The sequence below is a fragment of the Pseudomonas sp. HMSC057H01 genome (genome assembly GCF_001836405.1).
Lineage (GTDB): Bacteria > Pseudomonadota > Gammaproteobacteria > Pseudomonadales > Pseudomonadaceae > Pseudomonas > Pseudomonas aeruginosa.
The window spans coordinates 16,175-27,749 of record NZ_KV828460.1 but is presented as its reverse complement, the minus strand read 5'-3'; the positions used below and the strand labels follow the sequence as shown (position 1 = coordinate 27,749).

Genomic DNA, 11,575 nt, shown 5'->3' with positions numbered 1-11,575 from the left:
GCGGCTCCTTGCTGCTGCCGCGCAGCGCCGTGCCGCCGCCGGTGGTCCTGCTGGTCGCCGGCTCCGGTCCCACCGACCGCGACGGCAACAACCCCTTCGGCGGCAACAACCGCTACCTGCTGCGTCTCGCCGAGGCCCTGGCCGAACGCGGAATCGCCAGCGTGCGCTACGACAAGCGGGGAGTCGCCCGCAGCCTGGCGGCGGCGCCGCGCGAGGAAGACCTCAGCGTCGGCGTCTATGTCGACGACGTGGTCGCCTGGAGCGAGCGGCTGGCCCGCGACCCGCGCTTCTCCCGGCTGATCCTGGTCGGCCATAGCGAAGGCGCGCTGATCGCCAGCCTGGCGGCGCCTCGCACGCCGGCCGAGGAATTGATCGCCATCGCCGGCAGCGGCCAACCCATCGACCGGGTGTTGCGCGAGCAACTGCGCGGTCGCCTGCCGCCGGCGCAACTGCGCCAGGCCGACTCGGTGCTGGCTTCGCTGAAGGCCGGCGAGACCCGCAGCGATATCCCGCCGACGCTCTCCAGCCTGCTCCGACCCAGCGTGCAGCCGTACCTGATCTCGCTGTTCCGCGAAGACCCGGCCCGCGCGTTCGGCCGCCTGCGCATCCCGACCCTGATCGTCCAGGGCCGCAATGACATCCAGGTCGGCGTCGCCGACGCCAAGGCGCTCCAGCGGGCCAAGCCCGACTCGCAACTGGTGCTCATCGACGGCATGAACCACATCCTGCGGATCGCCCCGAGCACCGGTCTGCAGCAGCTTTCCGCCTACAACGACCCGAACCTGCCGCTGGCCCGGCAACTGGTCGAGGCGGTCAGCCGCTTCATCCTGCGCGGCGCAGACGCGGAAAAAGGCCGCTGAGCCGCTACAGAAATCGCTTCCCGCGCCGACAAGTTCTGAAAGCCGGCCCGTGAAGGCGGCCGGCCAGAGGATGTCCGATGATCGATAGCGATACCCAACCGGCCGCAGAAGAAGCCGAGAAGAAACCGCCGCACCCCTGGGCCGAACTGGCGCCGGAGCATTTCCGCCTGCTCCGCCTGGCGCCGCTGCCCACCGACCGCGCGACCGGCGCCCGCCCCCTGCGCTTCGTCCAGCTCGGCAGGGTCGAACGGCACAGCGCGGACCAGAGCCTGCTGCGCCTGAGCATCCAGGTGCCAGGCCTGATGCTGCGCAAGGAGCAGAACCTGCTGGAGGTCTGGGCCGATCATCGCAACAAGGAAGTACGTTTCGGTTCGGACGCCGGGCTCAGCCTGGAACCCTTGAACCGCGGGCTGGGCCGTTTCCTGCTGGCCCAGGCGATCGCCTGGGCGCAACGACGCTGGGCCCACTACAAGGTGGAAGGCGGCGCACTGGCGCTGAAGGATGGCCTGACCGAAGACGCACGCCTGCGCCGCGACCATTTCATCCGCGCCCAGGGCTTCGACGTCAGCTATGAGGACCAGCGGTTGCTCAAGGCCCGCTACAGCGCCGGCCGGGTCAGTGAGCTGCACAGCGATTGGCACAAGGACAAGGTGCAGATCGTGCCGCTGCTGGACGCCGCGGCGATGCTGGAACAGGCCGAGCAGACCCTGCAGGCCCAGGATGCGGAGATCCGCCAACTGGAACAGCGCATCAACCACTACCGCCGCGACGACACCAGCTTGCGCTTCACCATCGCCTGCCTGACCGCCTTCGCGGTGTTCCAGGCCGGCCTGCTGATCTGGATCGCCACTCACTGAACCGGCGGCGCCAGCCGCCTCCGATCACTTTTCCAAGCGCGAACGGAACAGTTCCCGGTGCTCGCGGCACTGCGCGGCGGACAGCATGAACACCCCGTGGCCGCCGTGCTCGAACTCCAGCCAGGTGAAGTCCACTTCCGGATAAAGCGCTTGCACATGGACCTCGCTGTTGCCTACCTCGACGATCAGCAGGCCTTTCTCGCTGAGGTGGTCGGCCGCCTCGGCGAGCATCCGTCGCACCAGGTCCAGGCCGTCGTCACCGCAGGCCAGGCCGAGTTCAGGCTCATGATGGAACTCCGCCGGCATGTCGGCGAAGTCCTCGGCATCCACGTAGGGCGGATTGGACACGATCAGGTCGAAGCGCTGGCCGGGCAGCCCGGCGAAACCGTCGCCCTGGACGGTGTAGACCCGCTCGCCGAGGTCGTGGCGCTCGATATTGACGTTGGCCACTTCCAGCGCATCGAAGGACAGGTCGGCGAGCACCACCTCCGCCTGCTCGAACGCATAGGCGCAGGCGATGCCAATGCAGCCGGAACCGGTGCAGAGGTCGAGGATTCGCGCCGGCTCGGCCGGCAGCCAGGGCGCGAAGCGCTGTTCGATAAGTTCGGCGATAGGCGAGCGCGGCACCAGCACGCGTTCGTCGACGCTGAAGGGAATCCCGCAGAACCAGGCTTCGCCCAGCAGGTAGGCCGCCGGAATCCGTTCCTCGATGCGCCGCCGGAGGATCTCCGCCAGCTCGGCGCGTTCATCGTCTTCCAGGCGACAATCCAGGTAGCTGTCAGAAATTTCCCAGGGAAGGTGCAGGGAGCCCAGAACCAGGTGGCGCGCCTCGTCCCAGGCATTGTCGGTGCCGTGACCGAAGAACAGGCCGGCGGCGTGGAAACGGCTGACAGCCCAGCGGATGTAGTCGCGCAGGGTGAGCAGACGGGACTCGGACATGACGGAATTGCTCCTCGCAACGCACAAAAGGGCGACATTCTAGCCGATCGCGCCGGAGCTGGCCTCCAGCGCGGGAAGTCCATACCACTTTAGTGCGCATGCGGCAAAGGTTCACAGGCTCGCCGATAGGGGCCAGAATGAAAGGCATGTGCCTTCTCAGGAGTAGTGACATGCCTCATCCGCTCACCCTTTTGCAGATCAGCGGACGCGGCTACCCGCCAGCCCCCCTTCGGCAGAGCACCTTGCTGATCATCGATGCCCAGGAAGAGTACCGCAGCGGCGCCCTGAGCCTGCCAGGCCTGGACGCTGCCGCCGCGGAAATCGGCGTGCTGGTGCAGGCGGCCCGCGCCAACGGTACGCCCATCGTGCATGTGCGCCACCTGGGTATCCAGGGTGGCCTGTTCGATCCGCAGGGTCCGCGCGGCCAGTTCCTCCCGGAACTGCAACCGGAAGCCGGGGAAAAGGTCGTGGAGAAACGCCTGCCCAATGCCTTCTCCGGCACCGAGCTGCACGACCTGCTGCAGAACCACGGCCGTCTCGACCTGATCGTCTGCGGTTTCATGACCCATTCCAGCGTCAGCACCACCGTGCGCGCGGCCAAGGACTACGGCTACCGCTGCACCCTCGCCGACAGCGCCTGCGCCACCCGCGACATACCCACCCTGAACGGCGGGGTCCTGAGCGCCGCGGACCTGCAACGCGCCGAGATCGCCGCCCTCGGCGACAACTTCGCGGCGATCGTCGCCCAGGCCCGGGAACTGCTCTGACCGCCCATCCAGCCGCCCTCCCGTCCCGCCCTGCGGAGGACTAGTCTGCCTGCAGGGCCATGGCTTGCGGCGAGAAGACGAGTGGCGCACGGTTTGCCCACGGCTCCCGGGAATCCGGGAACCCGGCCGGAAGGTTCCGGTCCTAGCCCCGATGACACACGAGGAAGTCGGGATGAAGCTGTCCGATAGTTTCGATGCGCGCCGGCTGCGCCCGCGCCGGCCGAGAATCTGGCGCTGGCGCCTGGCGGCGGCGTTCGCGGCCCTGGTGGCGAGCCTGGGCGTGCTGCTGTCGCTGGCCGGCACCTCGGCCTTGATCGGCCGCCAGCCGGCTGTCGGCATGCTGCATATCGAACCCGCCGCCGGCGGCGTATTGCTGGCCCTTGGCCTGCTGTCGCTCTGCCTCGGCGTGTTCTTCTGGCGTTTCAGCCGCCGCCGCAGCCGCCGCAACAGCGACCTGAGCCTGTCGCCGAACCTGATGAAAAAGCGCGACTGAGCGGGCTGCCGGCGTGCGGCCGATCCGGTAAACTGCGCCGCTTCGCGGAGGCTCCCATGCAAGACGACGACTTTTCCCTGTTCAAGAGCGAGATGCGCGGCGTCAAGCGCATCTCGGTCGATCGAGCCGATACCGGCAAACCTCGCAACGACCGCCAGCAACTCAAGCAGCGCCAGCTCAATGCCAGCGTGCGCAACGACGAAATCCGCGTCGACGGCCTGTCCGACCAGTTCGTCATCGACGTCGGCCCCGAGGACGAGCTGTCCTGGGCCCGCGACGGCGTCCAGGAAAGCCAGTTGCGCAAGCTCAAGCAGGGCCTGGTGCCCTTCGACGGTAGCCTCGACCTGCACGGCATGAGCGTGGAGAAGGCCCGGCAGACGCTGTGGGACTTCCTTGCCGAGGCCACCCGCCTGGAAATCCGCTGCGTGCGCGTGACCCATGGCAAGGCCGCGCGCAAGGACGGACGCAGCCCGCTGGTGAAAAGCCACGTCAATACCTGGTTGCGCCAACACCCGCAGGTGCTCGGTTTCACCTCCTGCCTGCCACGCCACGGCGGCACCGGCTCGGCCTACGTGATGCTGCGCAGGACCATGCTCGAAGGCCGCGACGAGTAGCCGGCAAGCGCCGAGTCTTGCCAGCGGCCCGGCGACGTCCTACCCTCCGCGCTGGTAATCGTCTGACTGGAACGCTCATGTCCCTGGAACAACACTACTCCTCGATCCTCACCCAGCTCGGCGAGGACGTTAACCGCGAAGGTCTGCTGGACACGCCCAAGCGTGCCGCCAAGGCCATGAAGTACCTGTGCCGCGGCTACCAACAGAGCCTGGAAGAAGTCGTCAACGGTGCCCTGTTCAGCTCCGACAACAGCGAAATGGTATTGGTCAAGGACATCGAGCTGTACTCGCTCTGCGAGCACCACCTGCTGCCCTTCATCGGCAAGGCCCACGTGGCCTATATTCCGAACGGCAAGGTGCTCGGCCTGTCGAAGGTCGCGCGGATCGTCGACATGTACGCCCGCCGCCTGCAGATCCAGGAGAACATGAGCCGGCAGATCGCCGAGGCGGTTCAGCAGGTCACCGGCGCCCTCGGCGTCGCGGTGGTGATCCAGGCCCAGCACATGTGCATGATGATGCGCGGCGTGGAGAAGCAGAACTCGTCCATGGTCACTTCGGTGATGCTCGGCGAATTCCGCGACAACGCCGCCACCCGCAGCGAATTCCTCAGCCTGATCCGCTGAGGCCAGGTCCGCTGGCGAAAGAACCGGCCCCTCTGGGCCGGTTTTGCGTTTCCCTCCCCGGCGATCAGCCGAAGAAGCGCTTCATCGAGCGCGACAACCAACCGCCCTCGCTCTTGTCCTTGACCAGTTCGGACATGCTGTGGCGTACCGCATCCACGTAACCGGCGTCGTCGTTGCGGATGTGGTTGAACAGCCAGCGCGAGAGCAAGCCCTTGAGTTCGTCGCCGACATCCTCGCCGGCCTGGAAGCGCACCCGGTATTCGGAGACCCGGCGGATGAACAGCTCGTGGATCTTCTTGTGCGCCCGGGAAAACTGGTAGCCGGCATCCTCCATCAGGGTTTCCTCGAAGGCGAAGTGCGACAGCGTGTAGTCCACCAGCTCCTCGATCACCTCGGCGATCGCCGCGTGTTCCTTGCCTTGCTGGGCGTCGTGCAGGTGATTGATCATCTCGACGATGCGTTTGTGTTGATTGTCGATGACCTGAATACCGGTATTCAGGTCATCCTGCCAGACCAGATGCGCCATGATGACTTCCCCCAAGCGAACAGCGAACGGCCTTTCCGAACGGCCTGGGGCCAGGGTATTTTTGTGACGCAGTACGGGTATTGACGCCGGTCAAGCGGGACAAGATGTTAATGAATTTCGCATGAATTCATTCGCCCCCCCTCGCGGCGGCATGCCCGCTCGATCCGCTCGGTTTCGCGCGGCTGAACATCCGCCATCGTCGCCGGAAAGCGGCGTCACCAGTGGTCCCGACAGGACAGGAAGGAAATGAACCTGATCGCGCACGTGGAAATACCGGTGTCCGACCTGGAGAGGGCGATGCGTTTCTACGCCTCGGTGTTCGGAGTGGCGTTCGGCGAGGTAGCCACCCTGCACGGAAGCAGAATGGCGCATTTCCCCTTCGAGGAAGGCCGTGACGGTGCCAGCGGCGCACTCGCCGAGGGCGACGTCTACGTGCCTACGCTACATGGGGCGATCATCTACCTGAATGTCGCGGACCTGGATGTCGTCCTTGCCCGGGCCCTCGGCGAAGGCAGCGAAATCCTCTTCCCGAAGACGCCGCTTGGCGACGGCGTGTTCATCGCCGAGATCAGGGACAGCGAAGGCAATCGTATCGCCCTGCAGAGCGCTTGCGGAGAGCGGCCGTAGAGGTCCTGCAAACCGAGCGCCGCCGGCTCAACGGGCAAGAACGCCGGCCAGCCAGGAACGCCGCGCGCCCAGCGCTTCCTGCAATTCGCGGACGCCGATGCAGCGCCGTTCGGGGTCGAGGCTCAGGGCGGTACGCAGCGCCGGCCAGCAGCGCCGAGGCAGGTGTCCGGGCGCGCGCAGCTGGCGCTCCAGCCCCTGCTCCCGGGCCTGGTTCGAGGGCAGGCGGCGGAACGGATGGCGACCGTCGGCCAGTTCGTAGAGGACGCAGGCCAGCGCATACAGGTCGGCTGCCGGCGACAACGGCGCACCCTCGAGCAGTTCGGGAGCGGCGTAGCCCGGGGTCCAGGCGTCGATGCGGCCCCGGCTGAGCTGCGGCAGGCCGTCCAGGATGCCTGCCTGCGCCTGGCCGAGGCCGAAGTCGAAGAGCCGCACGCCCTCCTCGCCGAGCATCACGTTGCTCGGCTTCAGGTCGCCATGCAGCACCCCTTGTTCGTGGACATAGGCCAGGGCGTCCAGCAACGGCCGGGCGATCGCGCTCAACTCGGACCAGGGCAGGCCTTCGGGACGCTCGCAGAGCAGGCGATCGAGCGGCAGGCCAGGCATGAGTTCCATGACGATGTAGGCGCGCTGGCAGACGGTGTCGACGTCGAAGGTGAACAGACGCACGACGTTCGGATGGCGCAAGCGCCGGGTCAGGGCGAACTCGCTATAGAGCAAGGCGCTGGCGTCGGGTGACTCGGCGACCGATTCGTTGAGCAGCTTCAATGCTACCAGCGGCGCCGGGTCGCCGAACTGCTCATGGAGCAGGTCCCGGGCACGGTATACCGTGCCCATGCCGCCGGCGCCGAGCATCCGCTCCAGACGGTAGCGCCCGGAAAGAACGTCCGGCAGCGGACCGGGCAACACCGCCGGCAGGTCCGGCGCCGAGGCGGTCGGGGCGGCGAAGGCGAAATAGGTCAGGTTCGCGCCGCCCTCCTCCTCCGGCAGCAGCTCCAGCGACGACAGCGGTTCGTTCATTGACGGATCACCACGGCCGTCAGGTTGTCCCGCGCGGCGCCGCTCAGGGCGCCGTCGAACAGCCGCTCCACCGCCACCTGCGGCGATGCCAGGCTCAACGCGCGGCCCAGCGCATCGGCGCTCAGCTCTTCGTAGAGCCCGTCGCTGCAGAGCAGGAAGACATCACCGGGATGCACCTCCAGTTCCAACACGTCCAGCACCAGTTGTTCGCTGGCGCCGACGGCACGGGTCAGCGCGCGCGCCGAGGGATAGGCGCGCGCCTGCTCGATATCCATCCGCCGTTCGTCGACCAGTCGCTGCAACAGCGAGTGGTCGCGGGACAGCTGGTACAGCCGCTGGCCGCGCCACAGGTAGCAGCGGCTGTCGCCGACCCACACGCAGGCCGCCCGCGAACCCTCCACGACCAGCGCCACCACCGTACTGCCGATGATCCTGTCGCCGCGTTCGGCGCTGAGGGTGAGTTCCTCGCCCAGGCGCCGGTTGAGCCAGTGCAGGCACTGGCGCATCGCGTTCAGGCGCTCGTCGAATCCCGCCCGGGCCGGCAGTTCCGCCAGGCTGGTGACGATCATCCGGCTGGCCAGGTCGCCGGCCTGGTGCCCGCCCATGCCATCGGCGACCACCCAGAGCCCGCGATCCGGGCAGTCCAGGAAGGCATCCTCGTTGCGCGCGCGGACCTTGCCGCGATCCGTGCGCGCCGCGCTGCGCCAGGGCTCGGTGCGTTGCATCAGAGCTGCACCGGCATGCGGAAGCTGCGCAGGACCGCGAGATCGAACGGATTCGGCGTGCGCTGGGCGAGCAGCAGGTAGTTGGCGCGCAGGCCGCCCAGGTCGGCCTTGAGCACCATCACGTCACGCCCGCTGAGGTACTCGGTCTGCATCAGGTCGAACAGCCTGAACAGCGACCAGGGCCCGGTATTGCGTTCGATTCCCACCGGTCGCCCGGCCATCTTCTCCAGCACCAGGCTGGTGCGGCCGCCGTCGGCGTCGCTGGGCCACTTGAACGACATCGGCACGATCGGGCCGTGGCGGTATTCCATGGATTGACCGTCGAAACGGAACTCGGCGCGGCTGACGCCAGGATCGAGGGTATAGGGCTCCAGACGGAAGCGCACCTGCGGCTCGGCCGGGTTCTCGGCGAAGAAGCTCTGGCGAATCACCTGGGCCGTGCCCATCTGGTCGAGATAGACCTTGGACATCGGCAGGCTGTAGCCGTCCACGCTGCGCAGGCGGTAGCTGCCCGGGTCGCCGCTGACGAAGGGCCGCATGTAGGTTTCGAAGAAGCGTTCGGCGACGCCCTGCGCCTTGAAGAACTCGCGGAAATCGCTGACCGCGACATCGCTGGCGCTGTGCGCGTTGAACGGGTAGCGCTTGTTGATCGCCTTGCTGTAGAAACCGTACAGCTCGCTCTGGTAGCGCTGGTTGAGGTACAGGTAGGCATCGCCGAGGACCAGCCGCCAGGCGTCTTCGGCCAGCACGCTGAACCATCCGCCGAGCGGTCGCGGCAGTCGCGCGGAGGCGTTGCGCAGGTTGCTCAGGGCATCGCGCTGGCCGCCCATGCGGCTCTTCGCCATGTCGAAAGCCGCCTGCTCCGGCTGGCTGGCGCGCGCCAGTCCGGCGAGTTGCAACTGCAACTCGTTGAGCGCCTGCAACAGCGGGGTGAGGTCGGCCGCCGGGCCGTTGTTATCGTCGAGCAGGCGATGCAGGGGCTCGAAGCGGCGTTGCAGGGACTTCTTCGCGGTATCCGGCAGGTTCTTCGCCAACGCGTCCCTGGCCTTGCCGGCCGCCGCGGCGGCCGCCTTGCCCAGCTTGCCGCCCTTTTCCGCGGCCTTGTCGCTGGCCTCTGCCAGCGCCTCGGCGCTCTCCGCCAGGACCGGGAAACGGGTGTTCTCACGGACCTCCAGCAACAACTGGAGGATCGGCGAGTTGGCGGCGAGCAGCCCGGAAACCTGGTCGGCGCCCTCGCCGGCATCGTTGAACGGCAGCAGGCCCAGGCGTCCGACCGCCTCGCTCCAGAAGTTCGCGTAGTCGCGGAAATACAACTGCTCGAGTTCGACCATCAGGCGCCGCAGGTCCATGTCGCTGATCCCGCTGCCCTCGCCCAGGACCCAGTTGTCGCGAAGGATGTCGTTGACCAGGCTGGCGCCCTGGACCACGAAGTACTGCTGGTAGCCCTGCTGGGTGTAGAACCCCGGGATCACGTAGTCGGTGCCGACGAACAGACCGGCCTGCGGCCCCAGGTGCTGGCCGAAGCGATACTCGGGCAGGCTTCGCGCCTGTTCGCGCAGCACCCGGTAGACCACGTTGGCCAGGGACTCGCTGCGCAGCACCTGGCGTGCCTGGGCCACCAGGGTGTCGTTCAGCGGATAGCTGAACGGTTGCTCGAGCAGACGGGCGAAATGCGTGTTCAGGCCATTCTGCACGGTGCCGTTGCCGGCATAGCGCTGCGACCAGTCGGTAGCCACCCAGTCCTTGAGCCATCCGTTCTCGCGGCGCTCGCGCAGATTCAGCATCAGGTAGGCCCGCAGGCTGTTGAGCAGGCGTTCGCGATTCTGCATGTTGCCGCGGATCTGCGCTTCGAGCATCCGCGCCACGCGCGGCAGCAGTTGCGTCTCCAGCTCGCGGCGATAGGCAGCGGTCAGCGGCGGGTTGACCTCGTTGCCCTGGTACAGCCCGGCGCGCTCGTGCAGCGAGACTTCGCCTTTGGGCGGAAACACGGTGGTCGCCGCATAGCTGCTATCCAGCGTCTTCAGCGCCGCCATGGCGTCGTCGCGCTCGCCAAGCGCCTGGCGCTGCTGGGCCCATTGCTGCGCCAGCTCGCGGACCCGCTCCAGGCGCTCGTGGTTGGCCGAGAAACCGCCAGCCCAGAGCAGGCCGAATAGCAGAAGGAGCGCCAGCGAACCGACGTACAGGGCGCGCTGGCCCCAGTGGATGCGCGTGCGCTCGCGGCGATCGAGACCTGCCAGGTTGGCCTCGGGGAAGATCACCTGGCTCAGCAGGTGATGGATGAAGCGCGAGCGCCCGTTGCGCAGGGTCGGCAGCAGGCCGCTGGCGATCCCCAGGTTGGCGCCGATGCCGGCGGTGTCCTCATCCAGCTGCTGGGCCAGGTGCGGCGCGCTGGTCAGGTAGAAGCCGCGCAGGCGGCTGGCGCGCTGGTAGCGATTGCCGGTGAAGGCGAGTTCGACGAACAGGCACAACCGCTCGCCGATCTGGCCAAGCTGGTGCGGGAAGTCGAGGATGCGACCGCGACGCAGAGTATCGCGCTCCTGGTGGATGCGCATGATCACCTGGCTGTTCAGGCGTCGCAGAAGGTCCTCGAACGCCTGGCGCAGGACCGTCACATCGGTGCCGTTCTGCTCCTTGCCGAAGCTGGTGCCCAGAACCTGGTCGCTCTCCTCGCGGCTCAACTGGTCGAAGAACTCGTCGAAGCCGAGCAACTGGTCGGCCTTGCTCAGCACCAGGTAGACCGGCAGATCGAGGTGCAGGGTCTGCTGGATTTCCTGCAGGCGCGCGCGCACCTGGCGAGCCAGCGTATCCAGCGCCATCTCGTCGTCGCTGAGCAACGTTTCCACCGGAATCGACACCATCACGCCATTCAGCGGCCGTGCGCGGCGGCGCTTGCGCAACAGGCCGAGCAGGGTCGCCCAGGCGCCCCCGTCGACCTCGCCGTCGGCTTGGGTCAGGTAGCGCCCGGCGGTGTCGATCAGGACGCCGTGGTCGGCGAAGTACCAGTCGCAGTAGCGCGTGCCGGCGGTATCGCGGGTCAGCTTGCGGTCGATCCGGTTGATCGGGAACTCCAGTCCGGAAAAGTCCAGCAGGCTGGTCTTGCCGCTTCCCTGCGGGCCGATCAGCAGGTACCAGGGCAGCTCGTTGCGCCAGCGCTCGCTACGACCGCGGTACAGGCTGGAGGTCTTCAGGGTGCGCAAGGCGTCCTTGAAGCGGCTGCGCAATTCCTTCTGTTCGTCTTCGATCAGACCGTCACGGCGCAGGCGCTCCTGGCCCTCGTCGCTGTCCTCGACGGCCTTGCGCCGCACTCCGGCGCGCCAGCTGACGAAGACCATCGCCAGCCCCCAGACCAGGAACATCAGACTGATGCTCAGCAACCGCGAGGTCGGGCTTTCCCAGAACTTGTAGTCGGCGACCGCCAGCAGCGGCCCGACGAACCACACCAGCAATGCCGCCAGGAGTACCAGCAGCAGCGTCCAGACCCACGTCTTGCGCAGGAAGGCGCCGACTTTCTTGAAGAAGTTTTTCAT

Annotated in this window: 12 protein-coding genes; 7 read left to right on the top strand and 5 right to left on the bottom strand. The window is 67.2% G+C overall.

Translation table 11 applies throughout. The features are described 5' to 3' along the window. A partial coding sequence (locus tag HMPREF2581_RS13255; protein WP_070867344.1) for an alpha/beta hydrolase occupies positions 1-860 on the top strand: 860 nt, incomplete at its 5' end. A gap of 77 nt (positions 861-937) precedes the next feature. Then, positions 938-1,717, top strand: a complete 780-nt coding sequence (locus HMPREF2581_RS13250) for a hypothetical protein (RefSeq protein ID WP_003087649.1) — start codon at positions 938-940, stop codon at positions 1,715-1,717. 24 nt (positions 1,718-1,741) lie between these two features. Here HMPREF2581_RS13250 and prmB read toward each other — a convergent pair whose 3' ends face one another. After that, positions 1,742-2,656 (bottom strand): 50S ribosomal protein L3 N(5)-glutamine methyltransferase, encoded by a 915-nt coding sequence (gene prmB / locus HMPREF2581_RS13245; protein ID WP_003087648.1) that lies wholly within the window; start codon positions 2,654-2,656, stop codon positions 1,742-1,744. Positions 2,657-2,826: 170 nt separating this feature from the next. On the opposite strand from prmB, the gene HMPREF2581_RS13240 reads away from it, so the two are divergent. From HMPREF2581_RS13240 to folE, 4 genes are all read left to right on the top strand, one after another. Continuing rightward, on the top strand, positions 2,827-3,423 hold the full coding sequence (locus HMPREF2581_RS13240) for a cysteine hydrolase family protein (protein ID WP_003140074.1): 597 nt from the start codon (positions 2,827-2,829) through the stop codon (positions 3,421-3,423). Between the two features lie 172 nt (positions 3,424-3,595). Beyond that, a complete protein-coding gene (locus HMPREF2581_RS13235; RefSeq protein WP_003140075.1) occupies positions 3,596-3,916 on the top strand; it encodes a hypothetical protein in 321 nt (106 codons plus the stop codon). Between the two features lie 56 nt (positions 3,917-3,972). Next, the gene (locus HMPREF2581_RS13230) at positions 3,973-4,530 is read left to right on the top strand and encodes a Smr/MutS family protein (protein ID WP_003140076.1); all 558 of its coding nucleotides are present in this window, start codon (positions 3,973-3,975) and stop codon (positions 4,528-4,530) included. A gap of 77 nt (positions 4,531-4,607) precedes the next feature. Further along, positions 4,608-5,153, top strand: coding sequence for a GTP cyclohydrolase I FolE (gene folE, locus HMPREF2581_RS13225; RefSeq protein ID WP_003087639.1), 546 nt, complete (start codon positions 4,608-4,610; stop codon positions 5,151-5,153). A gap of 64 nt (positions 5,154-5,217) precedes the next feature. Here the strand turns inward: folE and HMPREF2581_RS13220 are convergent, their stop codons facing one another. After that, entirely contained in the window at positions 5,218-5,679 is a 462-nt protein-coding gene (locus tag HMPREF2581_RS13220; protein WP_003087637.1) for a bacteriohemerythrin, read from the bottom strand. A gap of 246 nt (positions 5,680-5,925) precedes the next feature. Between HMPREF2581_RS13220 and HMPREF2581_RS13215 the strand changes: the two genes are divergently transcribed. Continuing rightward, positions 5,926-6,306 carry a VOC family protein gene (locus HMPREF2581_RS13215; protein ID WP_003110435.1) on the top strand — a complete coding sequence of 127 codons (381 nt, stop codon included), beginning with the start codon at positions 5,926-5,928 and terminating at the stop codon, positions 6,304-6,306. Positions 6,307-6,333: 27 nt separating this feature from the next. On the opposite strand, the gene HMPREF2581_RS13210 is transcribed toward HMPREF2581_RS13215, so the two are convergent. The 3 genes from HMPREF2581_RS13210 to tssM are packed head-to-tail and all read right to left on the bottom strand — an operon-like array spanning position 6,334 to position 11,575. Then, positions 6,334-7,323 (bottom strand): serine/threonine-protein kinase, encoded by a 990-nt coding sequence (locus tag HMPREF2581_RS13210; protein ID WP_003140077.1) that lies wholly within the window; start codon positions 7,321-7,323, stop codon positions 6,334-6,336. Then, positions 7,320-8,048 carry a PP2C family protein-serine/threonine phosphatase gene (locus tag HMPREF2581_RS13205; protein WP_003110437.1) on the bottom strand — a complete coding sequence of 243 codons (729 nt, stop codon included), beginning with the start codon at positions 8,046-8,048 and terminating at the stop codon, positions 7,320-7,322. Before HMPREF2581_RS13205 ends, HMPREF2581_RS13210 begins: the two co-directional genes overlap by 4 nt. Then, the gene (tssM, locus tag HMPREF2581_RS13200; RefSeq protein ID WP_003140078.1) at positions 8,048-11,575 is read right to left on the bottom strand and encodes a type VI secretion system membrane subunit TssM; all 3,528 of its coding nucleotides are present in this window, start codon (positions 11,573-11,575) and stop codon (positions 8,048-8,050) included. Before tssM ends, HMPREF2581_RS13205 begins: the two co-directional genes overlap by 1 nt.

Bases quoted from the DNA above. Each gene is read 5' to 3' on its own strand.
- folE (WP_003087639.1), top strand. From the start codon at position 4,608: ATGTCCCTGGAACAACACTACTCCTCGATCCTCACCCAGCTCGGCGAG.
- HMPREF2581_RS13215 (WP_003110435.1), top strand. From the start codon at position 5,926: ATGAACCTGATCGCGCACGTGGAAATACCGGTGTCCGACCTGGAGAGG.
- prmB (WP_003087648.1), bottom strand. From the start codon at position 2,656: ATGTCCGAGTCCCGTCTGCTCACCCTGCGCGACTACATCCGCTGGGCT.
- HMPREF2581_RS13220 (WP_003087637.1), bottom strand. From the start codon at position 5,679: ATGGCGCATCTGGTCTGGCAGGATGACCTGAATACCGGTATTCAGGTC.
- HMPREF2581_RS13250 (WP_003087649.1), top strand. From the start codon at position 938: ATGATCGATAGCGATACCCAACCGGCCGCAGAAGAAGCCGAGAAGAAA.
- HMPREF2581_RS13210 (WP_003140077.1), bottom strand. From the start codon at position 7,323: ATGAACGAACCGCTGTCGTCGCTGGAGCTGCTGCCGGAGGAGGAGGGC.
- HMPREF2581_RS13230 (WP_003140076.1), top strand. From the start codon at position 3,973: ATGCAAGACGACGACTTTTCCCTGTTCAAGAGCGAGATGCGCGGCGTC.
- HMPREF2581_RS13205 (WP_003110437.1), bottom strand. From the start codon at position 8,048: ATGCAACGCACCGAGCCCTGGCGCAGCGCGGCGCGCACGGATCGCGGC.
- HMPREF2581_RS13235 (WP_003140075.1), top strand. From the start codon at position 3,596: ATGAAGCTGTCCGATAGTTTCGATGCGCGCCGGCTGCGCCCGCGCCGG.
- tssM (WP_003140078.1), bottom strand. From the start codon at position 11,575: ATGAAAAACTTCTTCAAGAAAGTCGGCGCCTTCCTGCGCAAGACGTGG.
- HMPREF2581_RS13240 (WP_003140074.1), top strand. From the start codon at position 2,827: ATGCCTCATCCGCTCACCCTTTTGCAGATCAGCGGACGCGGCTACCCG.